At 59.9% G+C, this 25,280-nt stretch carries 16 protein-coding genes; 5 read left to right on the top strand and 11 right to left on the bottom strand.

Features of this window, described 5'->3' with window-relative positions; all coding sequences use genetic code 11:
- Positions 1-2: 2 nt before the first annotated feature.
- Positions 3-3,344, bottom strand: a complete 3,342-nt coding sequence (gene treS / locus GQ39_RS06925; RefSeq protein WP_047528476.1) for a maltose alpha-D-glucosyltransferase — start codon at positions 3,342-3,344, stop codon at positions 3-5.
- A gap of 75 nt (positions 3,345-3,419) precedes the next feature.
- Positions 3,420-5,417, bottom strand: a complete 1,998-nt coding sequence (locus tag GQ39_RS06920; RefSeq protein ID WP_047528475.1) for an alpha-1,4-glucan--maltose-1-phosphate maltosyltransferase — start codon at positions 5,415-5,417, stop codon at positions 3,420-3,422.
- Positions 5,418-5,602: 185 nt separating this feature from the next.
- Between GQ39_RS06920 and GQ39_RS32965 the strand changes: the two genes are divergently transcribed.
- Positions 5,603-5,767, top strand: a complete 165-nt coding sequence (locus GQ39_RS32965) for a hypothetical protein (protein ID WP_167361820.1) — start codon at positions 5,603-5,605, stop codon at positions 5,765-5,767.
- Between the two features lie 126 nt (positions 5,768-5,893).
- On the opposite strand, the gene GQ39_RS06915 is transcribed toward GQ39_RS32965, so the two are convergent.
- Positions 5,894-6,397 (bottom strand): MgtC/SapB family protein, encoded by a 504-nt coding sequence (locus GQ39_RS06915; RefSeq protein ID WP_047528473.1) that lies wholly within the window; start codon positions 6,395-6,397, stop codon positions 5,894-5,896.
- A 120-nt stretch (positions 6,398-6,517) separates the two neighbouring features.
- On the opposite strand from GQ39_RS06915, the gene GQ39_RS06910 reads away from it, so the two are divergent.
- The 3 genes from GQ39_RS06910 (at position 6,518) to mapR (ending at position 9,869) form a co-directional block, all read left to right on the top strand.
- Positions 6,518-6,751, top strand: coding sequence for a DUF3203 family protein (locus GQ39_RS06910; RefSeq protein WP_047528472.1), 234 nt, complete (start codon positions 6,518-6,520; stop codon positions 6,749-6,751).
- A 195-nt stretch (positions 6,752-6,946) separates the two neighbouring features.
- On the top strand, positions 6,947-8,377 hold the full coding sequence (ccoG, locus tag GQ39_RS06905) for a cytochrome c oxidase accessory protein CcoG (RefSeq protein WP_047528469.1): 1,431 nt from the start codon (positions 6,947-6,949) through the stop codon (positions 8,375-8,377).
- Positions 8,378-8,459: 82 nt separating this feature from the next.
- Positions 8,460-9,869 (top strand): GntR family transcriptional regulator MpaR, encoded by a 1,410-nt coding sequence (mapR, locus tag GQ39_RS06900; protein ID WP_047528467.1) that lies wholly within the window; start codon positions 8,460-8,462, stop codon positions 9,867-9,869.
- Positions 9,870-9,959: 90 nt separating this feature from the next.
- Here mapR and GQ39_RS06895 read toward each other — a convergent pair whose 3' ends face one another.
- From GQ39_RS06895 to tpx, 7 genes are all read right to left on the bottom strand, one after another.
- Complete coding sequence (locus GQ39_RS06895; protein ID WP_047528466.1) at positions 9,960-10,706, bottom strand: SDR family oxidoreductase; 747 nt, start codon at positions 10,704-10,706, stop codon at positions 9,960-9,962.
- Positions 10,707-10,825: 119 nt separating this feature from the next.
- A complete protein-coding gene (locus tag GQ39_RS06890; RefSeq protein ID WP_047528465.1) occupies positions 10,826-12,907 on the bottom strand; it encodes a putative bifunctional diguanylate cyclase/phosphodiesterase in 2,082 nt (693 codons plus the stop codon).
- Between the two features lie 289 nt (positions 12,908-13,196).
- On the bottom strand, positions 13,197-14,678 hold the full coding sequence (locus tag GQ39_RS06885; RefSeq protein ID WP_047528463.1) for an efflux transporter outer membrane subunit: 1,482 nt from the start codon (positions 14,676-14,678) through the stop codon (positions 13,197-13,199).
- Positions 14,675-17,782, bottom strand: a complete 3,108-nt coding sequence (locus GQ39_RS06880) for an efflux RND transporter permease subunit (RefSeq protein ID WP_047528460.1) — start codon at positions 17,780-17,782, stop codon at positions 14,675-14,677. The genes GQ39_RS06885 and GQ39_RS06880 overlap by 4 nt, the downstream gene beginning before the upstream one ends.
- On the bottom strand, positions 17,779-20,883 hold the full coding sequence (locus GQ39_RS06875; protein ID WP_047528459.1) for an MdtB/MuxB family multidrug efflux RND transporter permease subunit: 3,105 nt from the start codon (positions 20,881-20,883) through the stop codon (positions 17,779-17,781). The genes GQ39_RS06880 and GQ39_RS06875 overlap by 4 nt, the downstream gene beginning before the upstream one ends.
- Positions 20,880-22,196, bottom strand: a complete 1,317-nt coding sequence (locus tag GQ39_RS06870) for an MdtA/MuxA family multidrug efflux RND transporter periplasmic adaptor subunit (protein WP_047528458.1) — start codon at positions 22,194-22,196, stop codon at positions 20,880-20,882. The genes GQ39_RS06875 and GQ39_RS06870 overlap by 4 nt, the downstream gene beginning before the upstream one ends.
- Before the next feature lie 178 nt (positions 22,197-22,374).
- Positions 22,375-22,875 (bottom strand): thiol peroxidase, encoded by a 501-nt coding sequence (gene tpx / locus GQ39_RS06865; RefSeq protein ID WP_047528457.1) that lies wholly within the window; start codon positions 22,873-22,875, stop codon positions 22,375-22,377.
- A 324-nt stretch (positions 22,876-23,199) separates the two neighbouring features.
- Here tpx and GQ39_RS06860 point away from each other — a divergent pair, with 324 nt between their 5' ends.
- Positions 23,200-23,625 carry a YciI family protein gene (locus tag GQ39_RS06860; RefSeq protein WP_047528456.1) on the top strand — a complete coding sequence of 142 codons (426 nt, stop codon included), beginning with the start codon at positions 23,200-23,202 and terminating at the stop codon, positions 23,623-23,625.
- A 77-nt stretch (positions 23,626-23,702) separates the two neighbouring features.
- Here the strand turns inward: GQ39_RS06860 and GQ39_RS06855 are convergent, their stop codons facing one another.
- Positions 23,703-25,205 (bottom strand): S-type pyocin domain-containing protein, encoded by a 1,503-nt coding sequence (locus GQ39_RS06855; protein WP_047528455.1) that lies wholly within the window; start codon positions 25,203-25,205, stop codon positions 23,703-23,705.
- Positions 25,206-25,280 lie beyond the last annotated feature (75 nt).

Here is a 25,280-nt window from a genome sequence, read left to right as displayed (position 1 = left end):
GACTACTCTCCACCAAGATCGGAAAAGGGTTTAAGCCCGTTCAATAACCCGTACAAACCGTGCAATGGCACGGACAGCCATGTGGGGCGGTTCTCTGCCTCGTAGGCCACTTCGTACGCTGCCTTCTCCAGGCCGAATAACGCCAGCGCGGCGTCCTCGCCTTCAGGATCTTGCCATGCATGACCAAGACTAGCTGCCGCCAGCCGATAAGCGTCGACAAATGCTTGCCGCGCTTCGCTCAAGTAGCGATCGGAAACCCGTTGGCGAGCCGCCCGGGCTTCAGCAGTGTTATCAACGTTATGCACGTTGATCGCCATGGCCGCAGCGTAGTCGAAAGATCGCAAAACGCCGCTTACATCTTTATAGGGACTGTGTTTGCCTCGTCGTTCATGCAACGGCCGCGCCGGTTCGCCCTCGAAGTCGATCAGGTAAGCATCGCCCTTGATCACCAGTACCTGCCCCAGATGCAAGTCGCCATGCACGCGGATTTTCAGACCTCCCGCGGACTTTCTGCCCAGTACCTGCACATGACTGAGGATGGCTTTTTTGTTATCCAGTAAACGGCTGACCAGGGTTTTGTCCGCCGGATTCAGTTCGGTTTGATGCTGTTTGAGCAACTTCAGCGCATGCTCGATCTGTGCCACGACATCCCTGGTCGACGCCAGTGCCTCTTTTTGCGTAGTGAGGTGCGGAGCGAAATCCGGGTTGTCGCTCGGCGCGGCCAGCACCTGATGCATTTCCCCCAGGCGCTGCCCCAGCATGGCCGCGAAATCTTTCAATTCACCGAGGGCGTTGTAGTGTTGTTCCTGTTCGGACATGGCGTCCGCCAGTTCGTCGCGCAGCGCCCGCTCCAGGTTGTTCTGCGTCCACTCCCAGGCGTCGCCCTGATTGCTCAAGTAGCCTTGTGCAATCATCAGTAAGTTGTCCTCGCCCTTGGCATCCCGGCGCACCACCGAGCCCAGCAACGGTGAAATGTTGCGGAAACCGGCCTGAGTCAAATACGCGCTCATTTCCAGTTCCGGGTGCACACCGGAGGCGACTTTGCGGATCAGCTTCAACACCAGGCTGTTGCCGATCACCACTGAGCTGTTCGATTGCTCGGCGGACAGATAACGCACTTCCGATTCAGCCGTCAGCCCCAGCCTGGCCAGCTCGGCGGTCGGCTCGAAGCGGATCTCACCACCGTCCGAAGGCAGCACCCGTTGGTCCTGCATGCCCTGCAACACGGTGCGGATGAAATTCTCGAGACTGAAGGCATCGGTGATCAAGCCGACCTGCGGCCCACGTCGAACCCGTGACAGTGCCAGTTGCTGAGGCAATGCCGTCCCGACCTGGTCTTCGGCAATGAAGCCGAACGGCAGTTGGTAACGACTGGTCTGGCCACCGCTGGTGACTTCGATTTCACTCAACAGCACCGGGTGCGTGGCATCACCAAAACGCACACCATAGGCCAGATGGACCTGCTCGATGGCCGCGTCCTTGCCAGCGAACCAGCGGCGGTTTTGCAGCCAGTTGGGCAAGATGTCCTGCTCCAGCGTACGTCGCGCCGGGGCTTCGAGCAGTTCTTCCATGCGTTTTTTCAGCACCAGCGTGGTGAAGTCCGGCAAGCTTTGGGCCGGCTCCACGTGCCAGCTCGGCATCTGGTTTTCCGTCGCCAGGACGAACCAATAGAAGCCATAAGGGGCCAGGGTCAGGAGAAAATTCAGCTGTCCGATCGGCGGAAACGCGTTACCGCCAAGCATCTCCACCGGCACCATGCCGACGTAGGCCGACAAGTCCAGCTCAGCGGCCTGCGCACTGCGGGACACGTTGGCCACGCACAGAATGATTTCGTGCTTGCCGTCCGCCCCGGTGAATTCCCGGGTGTAAGCCAGGATCCTGCGGTTGGTCGGCGAGAGCATTTTCAACGTGCCGCGCCCGAACGCCTTGGATTGCTTGCGCACCGCGAGCATGCGCCGGGTCCAGTTCAACAGCGAATGCGGGTCGCCGGCCTGGGTTTCGACGTTGACCGAGAGGTAACCGTATTGCGGGTCCATGATCGGCGGCAGCACCAGGCTGGCCGGGTCGGCGCGGGAAAAGCCTCCGTTGCGGTCGATCGACCATTGCATCGGCGTGCGCACACCGTCGCGGTCACCGAGGTAGATGTTATCGCCCATGCCGATTTCATCGCCGTAGTACAGCGTCGGCGTGCCAGGCATCGACAGCAGCAGGCTGTTGAGCAATTCCACCCGGCGTCGGTCACGCTCCATCAAGGGCGCCAGTCGCCGACGAATCCCCAGGTTGATCCGCGCCCGACGGTCGGCCGCGTAGTAGTTCCACAGGTAATCGCGTTCCTTGTCGGTGACCATTTCCAGGGTAAGTTCATCGTGATTGCGCAGGAATATCGCCCACTGGCAATTGGCCGGAATCTCCGGGGTCTGGCGCAAAATGTCGGTGATCGGGAAGCGATCTTCCTGGGCCAGCGCCATGTACATGCGCGGCATCAGCGGAAAGTGAAAGGCCATGTGGCATTCGTCGCCGTTGAGGCCCTGTTTGTCTGTGTTGCCGAAATACAACTGCGTGTCTTCGGGCCATTGATTGGCCTCGGCCAGCAACATGCGGTCGGGGTAATTGGCGTCGATTTCCGCGCGGATCTGCTTGAGGACGTCGTGGGTCTCGGGCAGGTTTTCGTTGTTGGTGCCGTCGCGCTCGATCAGGTAAGGGATCGCGTCCAGGCGCAGACCGTCGATGCCCATGTCGAGCCAGTAACGCATTACCGACAGCACTGCCTTCATGACTTGCGGGTTATCGAAGTTCAGGTCCGGCTGGTGGGAATAGAAACGGTGCCAGAAATACTGGCCGGCGACCGGGTCCCAGGTCCAATTGGACTTTTCGGTATCGAGAAAGATGATGCGCGTGCCGTCGTACTTTTGATCGTCATCGGACCACACGTAGAAGTCCCGCGCCGCCGAACCTTTCTTGGCCTTGCGGGCACGCTGGAACCAGGCGTGCTGGTCCGAAGTGTGGTTGATGACCAGTTCGGTGATCACCCGCAATCCACGTTTATGCGCCTCGGCGATAAAGCGCTTGGCGTCGGCCATAGTGCCGTAATCGCTGTGCACGCCCCGGTATTCGGCGATGTCGTAGCCATCGTCGCGCCGTGGCGAGGGGTAGAACGGCAAGAGCCAGATGGTGTTGACGCCGAGGTCGGCAATGTAATCGAGCTTGTCGATCAGGCCGGGAAAATCGCCGATCCCGTCGTTGTTGGAGTCAAAAAACGATTTGACATGAACCTGATAGATCACTGCGTCCTTGTACCAGAGCGGGTCCTTGATGAAGGTCGCTGCCTTGGGTTTCTTCGCCATTGGAAACTCCTGTCGAATTCGAAATAACCTCTGAGCCGACCACCCATTCAAGCGTGGTTATTCACTGTGGTGGACTCAGGACGCGGTAATCCGCCAGATCCCGAACGGCTGGTGCGCCGGGTCGATCCGCATGAACTGGTACTTGCCGTACCAGGTCCAGCGATGGCCGTTCATCAAGTCTTCGCCGTGGGTCGCGGCATCGTCGGGCAAGCCCATTTCCCACAGCGGCAATTCGAAACTCGCCTCCTGCGGGTGATGTGGATCGAGGTTGACGGCCACCAGGATGAAATTGCTGCCATCGACGCTGCGCTTGCCGAAATACAGAATATTGTCGTTCCAGGCGTTGTAGACCTTCAGGCCTAGATGCGTGTGCAGCGCCGGGTTCTGCCGGCGGATGCGATTGAGCTGGGCAATCTCGGCGATAATGTTGCCCGGCGCGGTGAAGTCCCGCGGGCGGATCTCGTACTTCTCGGAGTCCAGGTACTCCTCCTTGCCCGGAATCGCTGCCGACTCACACAGCTCAAACCCGGAATACATGCCCCACAACCCTGAGCCCATCGTTGCCAGCACCGCACGAATCAGAAACCCGGGGCGCCCGGACTCGTGCAGGAACGCTGGATTGATGTCCGGCGTGTTGACGAAGAAGTTCGGCCGGTAGCATTCGCGCCATGGCGATTCGTTCAGCTCGGTGAAATAGGTCGCCAGTTCCTGTTTGGTATTGCGCCAGGTGAAATAGGTATAGCTCTGGGAGTAACCGACCTTGCCCAACCGGGCCATCATGGCCGGCGTGGTAAAGGCTTCGGCGAGAAAAATCACCTCGGGATACAACGCACGCACATCGGCGATCAGCCACTGCCAGAACGGCAACGGCTTGGTGTGCGGGTTGTCGACGCGAAAGAGCTTCACGCCCTCCTCGACCCAGCCCACCACAATGTCGCGCAACTCAATCCACAAGCTGGGAATCGCCTCGGCGGCATAGAAGTCGACGTTGACAATGTCCTGGTATTTCTTCGGCGGGTTCTCGGCGTATTTGATCGTGCCGTCCGGCCGCCAGTTGAACCAGCCGGGATGCTGTTTGAGCCACGGATGGTCCTGGGAGCACTGAATGGCGAAGTCGAGGGCGATTTCCAACCCGTATTCGGACGCGGCCACCACCAGCCGACGGAAGTCTTCGCGGGTGCCCAGTTGCGAATGAATCGCCTCATGGCCGCCCTCTTCGCTACCGATGGCGTAAGGGCTGCCGGGGTCGTCCGGCCCGGCGCTCAGGGAGTTGTTCCGGCCTTTGCGATAGCTGCGACCGATCGGGTGAATCGGCGGGAAATAAAGTACGTCGAAGCCCATGTCCTGAATCATCGGCAAACGCGAATGCACGTCGTTGAAGGTGCCGTGGCGCGCTGGATCGTCGGTGATCGAGCGTGGAAACAATTCATACCAACTGGCGAACTGCGCCAGTTCGCGTTCGACATCAACCGGATACTCGGGGCTCAGGCTCAGGTAGGCACGGTGATCGGCCTGGGCCATCAAATCGGCGCTACGGTGGTGCAGGAACAAAGCGACCTGCTCGGTTTCGAGCAACCCGGACAATTGATGGTGCAACGCCGCCAGTTGTTCGCTCAGTTGCCCCTCGGTGCGCTCGGCAGCTTGCTGAACGTGATGGCGGCCTTCCTGCAATTCCAGGCTGACGGGGACCGCAGCCATGTGCTTTTTTTCCAGCTCGTAGCGGAAACTGGCAAATTGATCGATCCAGGCTTCGATACAGAACACATAACGCCCCTGATCTTCGACGCGGAACCGGCCTTGCCAGCCATTGTTGCCCAGGTCGGTCATGACTTCGCTGCGCCAGACCTCATCGCCCTCGGAGCGCCAACGCACCCGTACCGCGAGCTTGTCGTGACCGTCGGCAAACACTTTGCTGGTCACCACCACCTCCTGCCCCACCACGGCCTTGACGGCAAACTGCCCACCGTCGAGGGTCGGCATGGTGTCTTCAATCACGATTCGTGGCAGTAAAAGCGCCTGTGACAGCGGCATGTGCGGGTTGTAGCTCAACTCAGTAGGTTTTTCAGCCGTCATCGAGCATCTCTCCTTTACGCCCCAAGGACGCTCTTGTGTCTGGTTGTCATCCCAATGAACTCACTTAGGTTCCGAGCGCCGGGGGCCCGGAAAAGTTCATCGGCAATTGGCCGGAATCAAATCCGTGGTGTGGCGGTCAATCAACTTAAGCACGACTCACGCCATGTGCCACTGGAGGCTAGACCATGACCAATCCATTCCCTGGAGAAACACCCGATCCGAATATCGACAACCCGGTGATCCCACCGACGGACCCGCAACCTGTTCCTGAGCAGGATCCGCCCAGCACCACGCCACCACGGGAAGAACCGCCTAAGACCATGCCGCCGGTGATAGTTACGCCGGAATGACCATAGGCTGACGATGTTTCACCGTTGTACCTGTAGGAGCGAGCCCGATTGCATTGGAATAACGAGCACCGCTGAGTGTCTGGTTTCCCTCGTAATCGTTAACGACCATCGCGAGCAGGCTCGCTCCTACAAGTGGTCGTTCTTCCTTTCGAGCATCTTCACGATCCTCGGCACCACACTGAAAATCACCAACGCCAACACCGTACTGAACACCGCCGTCGCCTCCCTGCCCAACCCGGCGGACACGCCGATGGCGGCGGTCATCCATAAGCCGGCCGCGGTGGTCAGGCCCTTGACCTGACCTTCGTCGCCTTCCTGGTTTTTCAGGATGGTGCCGGCGCCAAGGAAGCCGATGCCGGCGATGATGCCCTGCACAACCCGGCTCATGGCATCGGCCTGGGAACCGGACATCTGAGGCACCAGCACAAACAGCGCCGCGCCGAGTGCCACCAGCATGTGGGTGCGCACGCCGGCGGCCTTGCCCTTGCTCTCGCGCTCGAAGCCGAGAATGCCGCCCAGGATCGCGGCGATCAACAAGCGCACGGTGATGCGTGTCAATTGCGAGGCATCTGCGATGTCGGCGAATTCGGCTTGCAGGGTCACCCAGACTTCGTGCCACCAGGCGTTCATGGCGTGGTCCTTGAAAAAGGTCATGGAGGGTGGACAGCACCGACCATTAATCGGTTGCACAGAACGATGGCCGCCGGGCGTGCCCTAACACTGTAGAGCCCTCTGAAAAAGGACACGTCCATGACCGTGCGCATCGAAAACCAGACTTGCTTCTTTACCATCGAAAACGGCGAAGAGATTCGTTTATGTACTGACGTCACCATCATTACCGACGCGGAAAAAGCCATGTCTGCGGTGGACATCAACGGCCAGCACATTTACATCACCGAAGCTGAAGCCGACGCATTGACCGTCGCCGGCGCGAAGGATGGACGCCGGCATCTAAAGGCGACCGACAGTGATTCGGTGATTTGACTGACCGGGATCAACATCGGCCGAAAACACCTGATATAGCCGCCTGCGTCCCGTTGCGAAAGGTGCTTCAACTTGTCGCAGGGGAGCACGCGGCACCCATCTGATCTGGTTTTTATTGCAATACCTGAGTCTGTTATGCAAACAGATGGCCGCTCATAGTGCTCATGCCTGATGGAGGCTGATGAGCGAAAGACCATGAGCGAGAGAATCCCCGTCCGAACCGTAGAAAGCGCCCCGACCGTAAGAATCCATGAACCTTCACGCCCAAAGATGAAGGTCAAGACCAGTGACAACCTGATCCATACCCGTAGCTTCACCGGTTTGTTCCGCACCCTGCGCCTGAGCGGTGCCGGTTTTCTGTTTCTGCTGTTCTTCGGCACCGTGTGGTTGAACTGGGGTGGCCGCCAAGCGGTGCTCTGGGACCTGTCCGAAAGCAAATTCCACATCTTCGGCGCGACGTTCTGGCCACAGGATTTCATCCTGCTTTCGGCCCTGTTGATCATTGCCGCGTTCGGGCTGTTCGCGATCACCGTGTTCGCCGGCCGGGTCTGGTGTGGCTATACGTGCCCGCAAAGCTCCTGGACCTGGATCTTCATGTGGTGCGAGAAAATCACCGAGGGCGAACGTAACCAGCGCATCAAGCTGCAAGCCGCGCCCTGGGGCTTGAACAAACTGATGCGCCGTTCGGCCAAGCACACGCTGTGGCTGGCCATCAGCCTGCTGACCGGACTGACCTTCGTCGGCTACTTCACGCCGATCCGGCCGCTGGCCGAAGAACTGCTGACCTTGCAACTGAGTGGCGTCAGCCTGTTCTGGGTGCTGTTCTTTACGGGGGCGACCTACATCAATGCCGGTTGGCTGCGTGAGGCGGTGTGCATGCACATGTGCCCCTATGCGCGGTTCCAGAGCGTAATGTTCGACAAAGACACCCTGACCATTTCCTACGACGTCGCCCGTGGCGAGAACCGTGGCCCGCGCAAGCGTGAGGTCAAACCGGCGGAAGTCGGGCTGGGCGATTGCATTGATTGCCAACTCTGCGTGCAAGTGTGCCCAACCGGCATCGACATCCGCGACGGCTTGCAGATGGAGTGCATCGGCTGCGCGGCGTGCATCGACGCCTGTGATTCGATCATGGACAAAATGGGCTACGCTCGCGGGCTGATCAGCTACACCTCGGAACATCAGTTGCAAGGTGGCAAGACTCACCTGTTGCGGCCACGGCTGATCGGCTACACCGCCGTGCTGCTGGTGATGATCGGCGCTTTGGTGCTGGCCTTGGTCGAACGACCCATGGTGTCGCTGGACGTGAGCAAGGACCGCGGCCTGTTCCGCGAGAACAGTCAGGGGCTGATCGAAAACATCTACAGCCTGAAAGTGATCAACAAGACCCAGCAGCGCCAGGACTACCACCTGACGCTGGTCGACGGCGACGGTTTCCAGTTACAGGGCAAAACCGAACTGAGCCTGGCGCCCGGCGAGATCGTCGATGTGCCGGTGTCGGTGGCAATGACGATGGAACGGCCGGAAAGCAGCTCGAAAAGCATCAGCTTCAAAATCGTCGACAGCGACGAGCCCGGCATCTACAGCGTGGCCAAAAGTCGCTTTGTAGCGCCAATGAACCGTTGAGTCTTTAAGATGCCAACCTTTGTGGTCAGGGAACAAGCGCCCTGGCCACAGTCATTCGATTCGATTCCATCGCGGGATACCGATGAAACGCTACGAAAAATTCGCCGATGACATCGCTGAACTGATCCGCTCCGGTGTTCTCGGCCCCGGGCAGCGCGTGCCATCGGTACGCTACGCCAGCCAGACCTACGGCGTCAGCCCCTCCACGGTGTTCCAGGCCTACTACCTGCTTGAGCGCCGCGGCTTGATCCGCGCCCGGCCGCGCTCCGGCTATTTCGTCAATGCCCATGCACCGCGGCCGTTTTCCGAGCCGGAGATCAGCAGCCAGGTCAACGAATCGACCGAAGTCGATGTCAGCGAACTGGTGTTCTCGGTCCTCGATTCGATCAAGGACCCGAACACCGTGCCCTTCGGCTCGGCGTTCCCCAGCCCGACCCTGTTTCCATTGCAACGGTTGTCGCGGTCGCTGGCCAGCGCCAGCCGCGCGATGGACCCGCGCATGGTCGTGACCGACATGTCGCCGGGCAACCCGCAGTTGCGTCGGCAAATCGCCCTGCGCTACATGGTCGGCGGGCTGATGCTGCCCATGGAAGAACTGCTGATCACCAACGGCGCACTGGAAGCGCTGAATTTGTGCCTGCAAGCCGTGACCCAACCCGGCGACCTGGTGGCCATCGAAGCCCCGGCGTTCTATGCCTGCCTGCAGATTCTCGAGCGACTGAAACTCAAAGCCGTGGAAATCCCGGTGCATCCGCGCGACGGCATCGACCTCGGCGTGCTCGCACAAACCCTGGAACGTCACCCGATCAAGGTGTGCTGGTGCATGACCAGTTTCCAGAACCCCATGGGCGCCACCATGCCCGAGGCGAAAAAACAGGAACTGGTGGAACTGCTGCGTAGCCATCAAGTACCGCTGATCGAAGACGATGTCTACGCCGAGTTGTATTACGGTCAACAGGCACCGAAACCGGCCAAGGCGTTTGATACCGAAGGCCTGGTGATGCATTGCGGCTCCTTCGCCAAAAGCCTTGCTCCCGGTTATCGCATTGGCTGGGTGGCCGCCGGCCGCTACGCGCAAAAAATCGAACGCCTGAAGCTCATGACCTCGCTTTGCGCCTCGATGCCGGCTCAGGCCGCCATCGCCGACTACCTGCAGCACGGCGGTTATGACCGGCACCTGCGCAAACTGCGGTACGCGCTGGAAGAACAGCAAAGCGCGATGCTCGCAGCCATTGCCCGCTATTTCCCGGCACAGACTCGCGTCAGTCAACCGGCGGGGGGCTACTTTTTATGGCTGGAATTGCCGGAGCAGATGGATTCGCTGAAGTTGTTTCAGATGGCGTTGGCCCAGGGCATCAGCATTGCGCCGGGGCCTATATTCTCGCCGACCCAAAGGTTCAGGAATTGCATTCGATTGAATTACGGGAGCCCGTGGAACGAGGCTGCGGAAAAGGCGATGGAGACGTTGGGGCGGATTGTCAGGTCCTTCTGACGTTCAGATGTCGCTTGAAAGGACGCTATCGCGAGCAGGCTCGCCCCCACAGGGCGACTCGGTCAATTGTGGGAGCGACAATCCTGTGATCTAACGTCCACCGCCCAAATCAACGAAAGTCCCGGTCGCATAGGACGCCTTGTCCGACAGCAACCAGATAATCGCCTCGGCCACTTCATCCGGCCGCCCGCCCCGGGCCATGGGTATCGCCGACTCCAGTTTGCTGACCCGATCAGGATCGCCGCTCAGCGCATGGAAATCGGTATAGATGTAGCCGGGACGTACGGCGTTGACACGAATGCCTTCGCCGGCCACTTCCTTGGACAGGCCAATGGTGAAGGTGTCGAGTGCACCCTTGGAAGCGGCGTAGTCGACGTATTCGTTGGGCGCGCCCAGGCGGGCGGCGACCGAAGACACATTGACGATGCTGCCGCCCTGCCCGCCGTGCTTGGGCGACATGCGCAGAATCGCGTGCTTGGCGCACAGAACGGGCGCCAGCACATTGGTCTTGAGGGTTCTGAGGATACGAAATTCGGACATTTCGTCGACACGGGACTTGTGTCCCACGGTGCCGGCGTTGTTCACCAGTGCGGTGACCCGGCCGAGCTCGGTATCGACCCGGTGAAACAACGCGATCACTTCATCTTCGATGCTGACATCGGCACGCACGGCGATGGCTTCAGCGCCCAGTGCGCGGACTTTATCCAGCACGCTCTGGGCCGCTTGTTCATCAGACTGATAGTTGATGCAGATCCGATACCCTTGTTCGGCGGCCAACAGGGCTGTGGCGGCACCGATGCCGCGACTGCCGCCGGTGATAACGATGACTTTGTCCATACAAGCTTTCCCCGTTTCAAGCGTAAGCGAACCGGGGGGAAGGATAACCGTCCTCTTCGGTTTTTGCATGGGTCTGTTGCCATTCGATATGGCGAGGGAACGAGTTCCCTCGCCACCGATCAGACGACGGCCAATTGCTCCGAACGGTGAATTTCCAGGATGAAACGCTCGGCCGGCAATGGATGCCCGAGCAGGTAACCCTGCAATGAGTCGCAACCGAGTTGGGTCAGGAAGTCCTGTTGCATCCCGGTTTCCACGCCTTCGGCGACGATCCGCAAGCCCAGCGCCTGGCCCAGGGCGACAATGGCGGAAACGATGGCGGCGTCGTCGCTGTCACGCTCCAGATCCCGCACAAAACCGCGGTCGATCTTCAGTTCGTTGGCCGGCAGACGCTTGAGATACATCAAGCTGGAATAGCCGGTGCCGAAATCATCGATGGACAGGTCAACGCCCATGTCCGACAGCAACTGGAGCACCGTCATGCTCGCATCGGCATCGCTCATGGCCGTGGTTTCAGTAATTTCCAGGGTCAGGCTGTTGGCCGGCAGTTGGTGCGTGGTCAGCGCCTTGGCGACACTCTGTACCAGGCCGACATGGCAGAACTGCATGGCGGAAAGGTTCACTGCGATGCGCCAGTCGGTGTAACCGAGCACGTACCACTCACGCATCTGGCGGCAGGCTTCATTGAGCACCCAGTCGCCAATCGGAATGATCAGCCCGGTCTTTTCGGCGAGTTGGATGAACTTGTCCGGCAGCAACATGCCTTGCGTCGGGTGCTGCCAGCGCAACAACGCCTCGGCACCGACCGGCCGACCCGTGCCGGCGTCGAACTTGGGCTGGTAGTGAAGGCTGAATTCGTTCCGGTCCAGCGCGTTGCGCAGGTCTTGCAGCAGTTGCAGCTGCTTGCGCGCGTTGCTGTTCATCGAGGCATCGAAAAAGCTGTAACCGTTTTTGCCTGTGCCCTTGGCGTGATACATCGCCGCATCGGCATTCATCAGCAACTCATGGACGGTCTGGCCATTGCCCGGATAGAGCGCAATGCCGATGCTGGCAGAGATCTGCAAGTCATGTTCGGCGACCCGGAACGAACGGGCGATCAATCCGACCTGGCGCGCCGCCAGGCCCATGGCGTCGATCTGCTCACCCAGTTGCATCAGCAGCACGAACTCATCGCCGCCGATTCGCGCCAGGGTGTCCTGACTACGCAGGTCTTCACGCAAACGCAGGCTGACCTCGCGCAACAACAGGTCACCCATATGATGACCAAAGGCATCATTGACCGGTTTGAAGCCGTCCAGATCGATGAACATCAACGCAAAACAACCACCCTCGGCGTCCACCCTGGACATCGCCTGTTCGATGCGATCGGCCAGCAGGACCCGATTCGGCAACCCGGTCAGGGTGTCGTGCAGGGCCAGTTGGGTGAGTTCGCGGTTGGCTTCGGTCAGCGACTGGGCAAGGCCGGCGGTGCGGGACTCCAGGCGCGCATCGAGGATCGACGTCAGCAAGGCAATGCTCAACACCGCCAGGGTGGTGATCAGGACGAGGTTGTCCAGGCCTTTGCCATTCAAGCCATTGACGGCAGCGCCGCAAAAGCTGCCATCCGCGAAACGCGCAGCCGCCATGCCGGTGTAATGCATGCCAACGATGGCAATCCCCATGATGACTGCCGCACCGCCGCGGATCAGGCGCACATACGGCGCGTGCTGGCGCAGGCGGAACGCGATCCATAGCGCCGCGCCGGAGGCGCCCGCCGCGATCAGCAGCGATGCGCTAAACAGCGTCGGGTCGTAATCGATACCAGGCTGCATGCGCATGGCCGCCATGCCGGTGTAATGCATGGCACTGATCCCGGTCCCCATCGCCAGTGCGCCGAAAGCCAATTGCCAGGCCGGCAGTTGCGGCTGACTGACCAGCCACAGGGCAAAGCCGCAAGACAGGATGCCGATCAACAGCGACAACAGCGTCAAGGTGAGGTCGTAGCCCAGGTCGATGGGCAACTTGAACGCGAGCATGCCGATGAAATGCATCGACCACACGCCAATGCCCATGGCAAAAGCACCACCCGCCGTCCATAAATGCACGGCCCGTCCCTTGGCCGTGGCAATGCGTCCGCTCAAGTCGAGGGCCGTGTACGAAGCGAGAATCGCGACACTAAGGGAGATGAAAACCAGGGTGGGGGAATAACTGCCGATAAGCATGAGACTTCTCGCCAACACCCTCCGTAATGGAATTCATTCTCGGCAGGGCAAATCCGGCGATTGTACTGATTCCAATTGAGAACGCACTCACAAAATTAGCAAAAGGCCAGCAGTCCGATGAAACGCTTGTTTTAAGGTTTCACCTTAACTGGGCTCAGCGCCCACAGTGATTGGGTGGAGCGCAGAAACCTGTGGGCGCGAGCCGGGTCCGGGCGGCGTCCCGACGAGGGGGGCAGCCGATTCAAAATGGATGGCGCCTGACACAATGCCGTGGCTGGCAAGCCAGCGCCTACAAATTGTCGCTGACCTGCAGTTGGCCATCCCAGCCGCCACCCAACGCCGCAATCAACTGCACGCTGGCAATCAAACGACTTTGCAGCAGGCTCAGGTTGCTGCGCTCATTGTTCAGGGCCGCCGCCTGGGTCACCACCACATCGATGTACGCGATCAACCCGGCCTTGTATTGGTTCTGGGTCAAACGCAACGACTCACGGGCCGCATCCAGTGCCTGCTGACGCACGACCGCTTCGTCTTGCAGCACCTTGAGTTGAACCAGGTAATTTTCCACTTCACGGAAACCGTCGAGCACCGTCTGGCGGTACTTGGCCACGGTTTCATCGTAGGCCGCTTCGCTGCGGTCCACTTCCGCCGAACGCTGGCCACCGTCGAACAAGGTCATGGCCAGTTGAGGGCCGACCGACCAGAAGCGGTTAGGCAGGCTGATCCAATTGGAGTACGTGCTGCTGCTGTAACCGCCATTCAGGCTCAGCGTCAGGTCCGGGTAATAGGCCGCCTTGGCCACACCGATGTTGGCGTTGGCAGCCATGACCGAACGCTCGGCGGAGGCAATGTCCGGGCGCCGTTCAAGCAATTGCGAAGGCAGGCTCAGTGGCACTTGCGGCAATGCCGGGATGCTGTTGATTTCCACCAGGCTGAACTCGGCGGGCGGCAGACCGACGAGTACGGCAATGGCGTTTTCGAACTGGGCGCGCTGCCAGATCAGATCGACCATGTCTGCCTCGGTACCCTTGAGTTGCGTCTGCGCCTGAGCCACCGCGTCCTTGCCGGAAACCCCGGCGCGGTACTGGTTCTCGGTCATTTTCAGCGAACGCTGATAGGCTTCGACGGTCGCTTCCAGCAGACGTTTCTGCTCATCGATCACGCGCAATTGCAGGTAGTTCTGCACCAGTTCCGACTGCTGGCTCAGGCGCATCGCCGCCAGATCGGCAAAACTGGCCTCGGCGTTGGCGGTGTCGGCTTCCAGGCCACGGCGCAGTTTGCCCCAGACATCCGCTTCCCAACTCACGCCCGCCTGGGCGGTGTAGGTGTCGCGAATGCCGCTGGAAGAACTGGTCAGGCTGGAATTGCTGCTGCCGGTGCCCTGGCTTGACCGGTTCTTGCCGACGGTCAGGTCCACCGTCGGGAAAAACGCGCCTCGTGCGCTGCGCACCAGGGCCTGGGCCTGGCGATACTGGGCTTCGGACTGGGCCACGGTCTGGTTGGACGCATTGAGTTTCTCGACCAGCCCATTGAGTTGCTGATCACCGTACAACTCCCACCACGCGCCGCGCGCCAGGGAATCGCTGGGATTGGCCTGACGCCAGCCGGCGGCTTCCTTGTACTGCGCAGGCGCGGCGGTTTGCGGGCGCTGGTAATCGGGGCCGACGGCGCAGGCACTGAGCATCGCCACGCACAGCGACAGGCTCAACAAACGCGAGCCTCGAGCCGCGATCATCGGTGCAGTCAGGTTGTAAAGCGAACGGTCAGTCATAGCGGAGTTTCCAGAGCAGCATCGGTACGCACCCCACGCCAATGGTTGAAGCGATGGCGCAGCTTATCGAGATAGAGGTAAACCACCGGGGTGGTGTAAAGGGTCAGCACCTGACTGAAGATCAGCCCGCCGATAATGGTCAGGCCCAGTGGCTGGCGCATTTCCGCCCCTTCGGCACGACTGAGCAACAATGGCAAGGCTCCGAGGATCGCCGCCAGTGTAGTCATCAGAATCGGCCGTAAACGTTGCAAACAGGCGTTGCGGATCGACTCCAGCGGCGCCATGCCTTGCTGGCGTTCGAGTTGCAGGGCCAGGTCGATCATCAGGATGGCGTTTTTCTTGACCACGCCGATCAGCAGGAACAGGCCCAGCAAAGAGATCAGGCTGAACTCCCCGCCCAGGGCATAGATCGACAGCAACGCGCCGACCCCGGCCGAGGGCAAGGTCGACAGAATGGTCAACGGATGGATGTAGCTTTCATACAGCACACCCAATACCAGGTACACCGCCACCAGTGCGCCAAGGATCATGAACGGCTGGCTCTTCTGGGTGGCGGCAAAGGCATCGGCGGTGCCGGCCATTTTCACGATCACGTCTTCCGGCATCCCCAGCCTGGCAATCGCTCGCTCGATGGCCGCCGTGCCCTGCTCCACCGTGACCCCTTCGGCCATGTCAAAGGAGATGCTTTCGGAAGCGAACTGGCCTTCGTGGCTGACCCGGTCATCTTCCAGGCTGTTTTCGTAGTGAGCGATGGTCGACAGCGGAATCCGCGCACCCGCAGCGGTAATCACCTGAACCTGCTTGAGGGTGATCGGGTCCTGGGCGTATTTCGGATTGACCTCCATCACCACCTGGTACTGGTTGAGGCTGTCATAGATGGTGGAAATCTGCCGCTGACTGTAGGCGTTGTTCAGCACCGCCGTGACCATATTCATGTCGACCCCCAGGCGTTTTGCCTGGTCGCGGTCGACAATCAAGGTCACTTGTTGGGCGCCACGGCCTTCACGGGCGTCAATCGCGGTCAGCTCCGGCAAGGCCCTCAGCGCCGTGACGACTTTCGGATACCACTCGCGCAACTCGCCAAGATCAGCGCTTTGCAAAATGTAGGAATACTGCGACGTGGTCTGTTCACGACCACCACCGAATTGCAGGTCCTGGTCGGCCATCAGCATCAGTTGCGCCCCGGCGACCTTGGGCATTTCCTTGCGTAGACGTTCGATGACTTTCTGCGCCGAAATATTGCGTTCCTTGATCGGTTTCAGACGCACCAGCATGAAGGCGTTATTGGTGCCGTTGGTGCCACCGATGAAACCGGCGACGCTTTCCACGGCTTCGTCCTTGAGCACGGCACGGCGGAAGGTCTCCATTTTCGGCTGCATCACGCTGAACGACAGGCCGTCATCGCCGCGCACAAAACCGATCAACTGGCCGGTGTCCTGTTGCGGCATGAAGGTTTTCGGCACGACCACGTACAGGGCAACGTTGACGCCAACGGTCACCAATAGACTCAACAAGGTCAACCGCCGATGACGCAGCACCCAGTCGAGGCTCGTCGCGTATTTTCCGACCAGCCATTCGTTGGCCTGCCGGCTCCAGCGCTGCAAGCGGTTCTCCTGGCCCGGGACATGGGGCTTGAGCCAGCGCGCGCAAAGCATCGGCGTGAGTGTCAGCGAGACCACCAGCGAGACCACGATCGACGCCGCCAGGGTGATCGAGAACTCGCGAAACAGGCTTTCGATGATCCCGCCCATGAACAGGATCGACAGGAACACCGCCACCAGCGACACGTTCATCGACAGCAGTGTGAAACCGACTTCCTGGGCACCGAGGTACGCGGCCTTCATCGGCGGCACACCTTCGTCGATGTGCCGGGAAATGTTCTCCAGCACCACGATGGCATCGTCCACCACCAACCCGGTGGCCAGAATCAGCGCCATCAGCGACAGGTTGTTCAACGAGAAGCCATAGAGGTACATCACCGCGAAGGTGCCGACCAGTGACACCGGCACCGCCAGCGTCGGAATCAGCGACGCACGAAAGTTACCGAGAAACAGGAACACCACCAGAATCACCAGGGCCACGGCGATCAACAGGGTCATTTCCGCTTCGTGCAGTGTGGCCTTGATCACCGGCGAGCGGTCCATGGCCAGGTTCAGTTTGACGCTGGCCGGAAGCACCGCCTGCAACGCCGGCAATTGGGCCTTGATCTCGTTGACCGTCTCGATGATGTTGGCGCCGGCCTGCCGGTTGATGACCAGCAATACCGCCGAATCGTTGTTGAAGAACCCGCTGTTGTAGCGGTCTTCGACGCCGTCGCTGACCTTGGCCACATCCTTCAGGCGCAAGGCTGCACCGTCGGCGTAGTGAATGATCAGCGATTCGTAGTCCTTGGCTTTCTCCAGTTGATCGTTGGCCTGGACCTGCCACAGGCGCTGGCTGTCCTCCACCGAGCCCTTGGGCCGGCGCACGTTGGCATTAGCGATGGTGTTGCGCACATCGTCCAGCGCCACGCCGTACTGATTGAGCGCCTGGGGTTCGAGTTCGATGCGCACCGCCGGCAGCGAACTGCCGCCGATCTGGACCTCGCCGACCCCCTGCACCTGGGACAGGCTCTGGGACAGGATGGTCGAAGCCAGGTCGTAGAGCTGGCCCTTTTCCAGCACGTCCGAGGTCAGCGACAGCACCATGATCGGCGCTTGGGACGGGTTGACCTTCTTGTAGGTCGGCATGCTGCGCATACCGCTGGGCAACAAGTTACGCGAGGCGTTGATCGCCGCCTGCACCTCCCGCGCCGCGCCGTTGATGTCGCGGTCGAGGTCGAATTGCAGGATCACCCGTGTCGAGCCCTGGCTGGAGCGACTGCTCATGGTGTTGACCCCGGCGATGGCGCCGAAGGAACGCTCAAGCGGCGTGGCCACGGTGGACGCCATGACCTCCGGGCTTGCACCAGGCAGGCTGGCCTGCACCACGATCACCGGAAAGTCCATTTGTGGCAGCGGAGACACCGGCAACAGGCCGAAGCTGACACCGCCCAGCAGCATGATCGCCAGGCTCAGCAACATGGTCGCGACCGGACGCTTGATGAAAGGACCGGAAAGGTTCATGGCTGCTCTACCGCTTCCACGGATTCAGGCTTGCGGCCCCAGCGCCGACCCAGGCGATCGAAGTACAGGTAGATTACCGGCGTGGTGAACAGCGTCAGCACCTGACTGACCAGCAAACCGCCCACCATCACCAGGCCTAGCGGCTGGCGCAATTCCGCCCCCGAACCGGTGGCCAACATCAGGGGCACCGCACCAAACAGGGCCGCCAGGGTGGTCATCAGGATAGGCCGGAAGCGCAGCAAGGCCGCTTGATAGATCGCCGTTTCCGGGTCCATGCCCTGATTACGCTCGGCGTCCAGGGCGAAGTCGATCATCATGATCGCGTTCTTCTTCACGATGCCGATCAGCAGGATGATGCCGATGATCGCGATCATGCCCAGGTCATTGCCGCTGAGGATCAACGCCAGTAACGCGCCGACCGCCGCCGAGGGCAAGGTCGAGAGAATGGTAATGGGGTGAATGTAGCTTTCGTACAGCACGCCCAACACGATGTACATGGTCACGACCGCCGCCAGAATCAGCAGCAAGGTACTCGACAGCGACGCCTGGAAAGCCTGGGCCGCGCCTTGGAACTGGGTCTGCACGCCAATCGGCATGCCGATGTCCTTCTGCACCTGTTCGATGATCTGCACCGCATGCCCCAGCGCCACGCCGGGCGCGAGGTTGAACGACATCATCACCGCCGGGAACTGGCCGATATGGGTGATCGCCAGTTGCGCCTGTCGCTCTTCGATGTGCGCCAGGCTGGACAAACGCACCTGACCGCCATCGGTGGTCTTGACGTGGATCTGCTGCAGCGCCTGCGGGCCGATCTTCTCCCCGGACTGCGATTGCAGCACCACACGGTATTGGCTGGCCTGGGTATAGATGGTGGAAATCTGCCGCTGGCCGAAGGCGTCGTACAGTGCATCGGTGATGTTCGACACCGAGACCCCAACCCGCGACGCCGCATCCCGGTCGATCACCATATAGACCTGCAAGCCCTTGTCCTGCAGATCACTGGCGACGTCTGTCAGCTCCGGCCGTTGCGCCAGGGCCTCGACCAGACGCCCGCTCCACAGGCTGAGCAGTTCGGAGTCCGGCGACGACATGCTGAACTGATATTGCGTCCGACTGACACGATCCTCGATGGTCAAATCCTGCACCGGCTGCATGAACAGGCGAATGCCGACCAGTTTGTCCAGTTCCGGTTGCAGCCGGGCAATCACTGCCATTGCGCTCAGGTCGCGCTCGCTGTGGGACTTGAGATTGATCAGCAACCGACCGCTGTTGAGCGTCGAGTTGTCGCCATCAACGCCGATATAGGACGACAGGCTTTCAACCGCCGGATCGGCCAGGATCACCTTGGCCAGTTCCTGTTGACGTTCGCTCATCGCGGCAAAGGAAATCGACTGCGGTGCCTCGGAAATCCCCTGGATCACCCCGGTGTCCTGTACAGGAAAGAAACCCTTGGGCACGACCATGTACAGCAATACCGTCAGCGCCAGGGTGGCGATGGCCACCAGCAGGGTCAGCGGCTGGTGCTTGAGCACCCACTGCAATTTGCGCCCGTAGGCCGCGATCATCCAGTCGATGAACGCGCCACTGGCGCGATAGAAACGGCCTTGTTCTTCTTCCCTGGGTTCCCGCTTGAGCAGTCGCGCGCACATCATCGGCGTCAGGGTCAGGGACACCACCAGGGAAATCAGGATCGCCACCGACAGGGTGATGGCGAACTCGCGGAACAACCGTCCCACCACGTCCGCCATGAACAGCAGCGGGATCAACACCGCGATCAACGACAGGGTCAGGGAGATCAGGGTGAAGCCGATCTGCTTGGCGCCCTTGAGCGCCGCATTCAGCGGACTGTCGCCCTCTTCAATAAATCGGGAAATGTTCTCCAGCATGACGATCGCATCGTCCACCACGAAACCGGTGGCGATGGTCAGGGCCATCAGGGTCAGGTTGTTGACGGAGAAGCCCGCGAGGTACATCACGCCAAAGGTGCCGATCAGCGACAGCGGCACGGCCACCGACGGAATAATCGTGGCGCTTGCGCGACGCAGGAACAGGAACGTCACCATCACCACCAGCGCGATGGCGATCAGCAACTCGTGCTGCACGTCCTTGACCGAGGCACGGATGGTCTGGGTACGGTCAGTCAGCACGGTCACATCAAGGCCGGCCGGCAGGTTGTCGGTGATGCTCGGCAACAAGGCCTTGATCCGGTCAACCACCTCGATGACGTTGGCCCCGGGCTGGCGCTGGATATTCAGCAGCACCGCCTGGTTTTCGTTGGCCCACGCCGCCAGGCGTTCGTTCTCGGCACCGTCGACGATCTCGGCCACGTCCTTGAGACGCAATGGCGCGCCGTTGGCGTAAGCCAGGATCAGGTTGGCGTAGTCCTTGGGCGACGTCAGTTGATCGTTTGCATCGAGCATCGAAACCCGGGTCGGACCATCGAAGTTGCCCTTGGGCTGGTTGACGTTGGAGGCGCCGATCAGGGTGCGCACGTCCGACAGGTTCAGGCCGTTGGCCGCCAGAGCCTCGGGGTTGACCTTGATCCGTACCGCCTGACGCTGTCCACCGGCGATGCTGACCATGCCGACGCCGCTGATCTGGGCGATCTTCTGTGCCATGCGCGTGTCGACCAGGTCATTGAGCTTGGGCAGCAGCATGGTCTTGGACGTGATGGCCAGGGTCAGTACCGGCGTATCGGCCGGGTTGACCTTGTTGTACACCGGCGGTGCCGGCAGATCCTTGGGCAGCAGGTTGGTCGCGGCGTTGATCGCGGCTTGCACCTGCTGCTCGGCGACGTCCATGTTGATGTCGAGGCTGAAACGCAGGGTCAGCACCGAGGCGCCGCCGGAACTGGTGGACGCCATTTGTGTCAAGCCAGGCATCTGCCCGAACTGCCGTTCAAGTGGTGCGGTCACGGCGCTGGTCATGACGTCCGGGCTGGCGCCGGGATAAAGGGTCATCACGCGGATGGTCGGGTAATCGACCTGGGGCAATGCCGAGACCGGCAACAGCCGATAAGCGATCACGCCGGCCAGAACAATGGCCAGCATGCTCAGGGTGGTCGCTACCGGGCGTAGGATGAACAGCCGCGAGAGATTCATGCGCCGCCCTTTTTCGCCTTGTCGGTGGTCGCCGGCTCAGCGCCGTTTGCCGCCGATTTGCCTTGCAGGTGGCCGGCCGGGCTGGTCGGCACGTCCTCGGGAGTGTTGACCACTTCCACGTCGCTGCCGTCCTTCAGGCGATCGGTGCCCTCCAGCACCACGCGATCACCTGCGGAAAGGCCTTCGGTGACCACGGTGTTCTCACCGTCGCTGGCGCCGATTTTCAATTGGCGAATCTTGACCTTCTTGTCGCCGTCCAGGGCATAGACGAACGTGCCATTGGTGCCGAACTGGATCGCCGCGGAAGGCGCGAGCACCACGTCTTTGAGGGTGTCGGCCAACAGCCGCACATTGACGAACTGGTTGGGGAACAGCGACTGGTCGCGGTTTTCGTAGCGGGCCTTGAATTTCAGGGTGCCGGTGGTGACGTCGATCTGGTTATCCAGGCTCTGCAACACGCCGGTGGCCTGCAATTTGGTGTCACCGCGATCCCAGGCTTCGGCCGGCAGTTTGGCGCCGCTGCGATAGCGGGCGAGCACGACTTCAAGGCTGTTTTCCGGCAAGGTGAAGGCCACACTGATCGGTTGGGTCTGAGTGATGATCGCCAGCGCCGTGGTGTCGTTGGCCGCTACCAGGTTACCGACATCGAGTTGCCGCAGGCCGACGCGCCCGGCGATCGGTGCACGGATCCGGGTGAATTCGAGATTGAGCTTGGCGTCGTTGACCGCCGCCTGATTGGTCTTGACCGTGCCCTGGAACTGTCCCACCAGCGCTTCGGCGGTGTCCAGGGTTTGCTTGGCGATGCTGTCTTCACGGTACAGGCCACGATAACGCTCGACGTCCACCTGGGCGTTTTTCAATTGAGCCTGGTTCTGCAGCAAGGTGCCTTCGGCCTGGAGCAAGGCGTTCTGGTAGGGGCGCGGGTCGATCTCGGCCAGCAGGTCGCCAGCTTTGACCATCTGCCCTTCTTCGAAATAGATCTTGACCAGCTCACCGCCAACGCGGCTGCGCACGTTGATGGTATTCAGCGCCGTGACGGTACCCAGCGCCTTGTAGTACAGCGGGAAGTCGCCCTTGACCGCAGGAGCCACTCGCACCGGAACCGGCCCGGTCGCACCGCCGAACCCTGGACGCATCGCGCCTGACTTGCCCGTGTGTCCGGCAACGGCTTTTTGACCCGCAGCGTCTTTCGGCACAGCGCTGCCGGGCCAGAATTTCCAGCACAGACCAGCGATGACCAACAGGACAAGCAGGCCAAACAGCCAGCGACGGGGACTACGGGGGGCGGAGGATTGCATTGAGTGATCAACCATTAGGCGCGTGGGCTTCTTTTACATGAGGCTGAACGATAAGCACTGGCGGGTCTTAAGCAAAGCGCCTTTACCGGCAATTTACTTTCGGCTTACGTATCAGGAGATTTATCCAAGACACTGAAACACAAATGAAAACGGCCTGGGGAGGGCCAGGCCGTTAACAAATGTAAACGCAGGCTTATTTCAGTACAGCAAGTGCCGCTTCGTAGTTCGGTTCTTCAGCGATTTCCTTGACCAGCTCGCTGTGCAGGACGTTGTCGTTCTCGTCCAGCACCACCACGGCGCGGGCAGTCAGGCCTTTGAGCGGGCCGTCAGCGATAGCAACGCCATAATTCTCGATGAACTCGGCACCGCGCAGGGTCGACAGGTTCTGTACGTTTTCCAGGCCTTCGGCGCCGCAGAAACGGGCCTGGGCGAACGGCAGGTCAGCGGAGATGCACAGCACCACGGTGTTGGCGACGTCATTGGCCTGGGCGTTGAACTTGCGCACGGACGTGGCGCAAGTCGGGGTGTCGACGCTTGGGAAGATGTTCAGCACTTTGCGCTTGCCGGCGAAGTCCTTCAGGGAGACGTCGGACAAATTGCCGGCAACCAGGGAAAAGGCTGGCGCCTTGGAACCGGCTTGAGGCAGTTGGCCGTTGACTTGAACCGGGTTGCCTTTAAGAGTGACTTGAGCCATGAACGGAGTCCTTCTGAACGTTGTTGTAGAGAAATTTGAAGAGGTCGAAGTTAACCACGAAATTGTCGGACGACCTACTCTGGATACAATTTGTGAACAGTCGTCGAGCAATCTGAAATCCGGCGCTTGCACAATCACCACAAAACCCTGTGGGAGCCCGGCTTGCCGCCCCAATAAGCAATCGCCCTCCCCAGCCGCCACCCGGCGTTCATCACGAAAGACACGCATCGACCCCGTTGGCGAATTTTTTTGCAACAGTGTCGATTGGGTGCTCCGCCATACGACTATAAATTGAATCACTCAAATTCAGCGGAGATCGAAACCATGCGATTCATGATCATCATCAAAGCCAGTCAGGACTCCGAAGCCGGCGTCATGCCCAGCAACGAATTGCTGACCGCCATGGGCAATTACAACGAAGAACTGGCCAAGGCCGGCATCCTCGTCGCGGGCGAAGGCCTGCACCCCAGCAGCAAAGGCGCCCGTGTGCGCTTCTCGGGCGACAAGCGCACGGTGATCGACGGCCCCTTCGCCGAAACCAAGGAACTGATCGCCGGCTACTGGCTGTGGCAGGTGAAATCCAAAGAAGAGGCCATCGAGTGGGTCAAGCGCTGCCCTAATCCGATGCCCGGCACTGAAGCCGAGATCGAAATCCGCCAGGTGTTCGAGATGGAGGATTTCGGCGAAGAGTACACGCCGGAACTGCGTGAGCAGGAAGAGCGGGCGTGGGAGCAGGCAAAAAAGAACTGAGTACATCAAGCTTAGTGCTATCACGTCCAGGACAACTTCCTTTACCTGGACGTGATCGAACACTTCAAGCTCACGCGTCAAACCGGATATTCATGTCGACTTCTGAACATGACGTAAAGTGGTTCAAGTCCGGAGTCTGGCGGGAAGACCACGATGTAGTCGTCGAATGAAGTGCCTTCCTCTTTGTCAGCAATCGCCTCAAGCAGTGGCACCGGCAAAGAATAAATAAAACCCAAGCGACGGGTTGAAACTGCCCCAGGCGCAATACTCGCCTCCTGTATAACCGGGGCAGTCCAATGAACATTGAGGGGCGTGGCGCCATCAATTGTAAAAACGTACGAATTGGGTTGCAGCCCATACTGTGCAGCTCTGACACGAACTCCTGATGCAAAGGAACCCGTTGGCGTAGAGGTGATGTAAACCTGCGACAGCGTTCGAACTTCACGCAAACCCTGGAACATGGTGCCGGGTTTTGCCGGAACGACGGCGCTATACATTCGAAATGGAACTTCGATGTCTGCCTTGCTTTGCGCGAGGGATTGCCAATCCTGGCCCTCGAGCGGAAGCAGTTCGATCAGGGGAACGCTCACACCATAAACCTGGGTGTCTGCACGACTGGAAAACTCGAATTGCAGTACGCCAGCACGTTCGCGCCCGGCTGCTAATTCAGCGGAATTGTTCCTCCAGGTGAACTCCCCAACACTCGAGCGAATAGCTTTTTTAAGGTCAACCTGTTGCGATGGAAACAACGGCGTTAACCCTCCCTCCAACAAGACATCACAACGCGTGTCAAAAAAGGCCGTTGACGCCGTCAGCTTGTGTACGGCTTGAGCCGGGCCTGAACCCTCCAAAGTACGCGAGCGGATCAATTGCTCCTGCAGGGTTTTCAACAATGCCTCGGCCTCATCATGCAGTACTCGATGGCGCTGATTGATGCCTGCCAGCCTTGCAGTGTAACGGTCGTGGGTTGCGTTGATCTGGAACGTGATGCTTTGCCATTGCGCGTGCTCCGATCGTGCATACGTCAGGTTTCTTTGAGCGGCGTTTCTGGCGAACTCAATTCTCATTTTATGGGATTTGAACTTGTTCACGGCCATCAATGCGACGTGTTGTGCCTGTTCCAGAGCACGGATGGTGGATTCCTGAGCAGGAATTTCCAGAGGAGCTGTCTGCGATTGCTGGATACCCTGCGCAAACGCGCTAAAGGCTGCTTCCGCGACTTGATCCGATATGGCCACGTCTGTCGCTATTTTCTTGACCTCCGCCAGATTACGGCTGACTGGATCCGTCGGTACCGAAGGGCGCGGCGCGACGGGAACAGTTTCCAGCTTGAAAGCCACGACGCCTTGTTTCTGATGCCAGGCCCTGACCTGATGCACAACCAGATACGAGTTGTTCGAATCAAACTCGCCCTCTGGGTAAAACAGCAAGTCCGCGCCTTTGGGGTGACCAGCGATCCGGTCAAAATGATTGATCAGCCGGTCATGCTCTTGCTTGGGTAGATCAACGGCCCAGATTTTGTCGACCAATGCCTGAAATTCCGATGCAGTGTATTCCTTGAGTGTTGCTTTAAGTTCCATCCTTGGTTCTTCCTTGTTTTCCTGGGCGAGTTGCCGAAGACGATGGCATCTGCTCGATCAAGAGCAGGTGCCATC

Source organism: Pseudomonas sp. 11/12A, from assembly GCF_000800055.1.
GTDB lineage: Bacteria > Pseudomonadota > Gammaproteobacteria > Pseudomonadales > Pseudomonadaceae > Aquipseudomonas > Aquipseudomonas mohnii.
The sequence above is the reverse complement of the archived record's forward strand: the minus strand, read 5'-3'. Positions and strand labels throughout refer to the sequence as shown.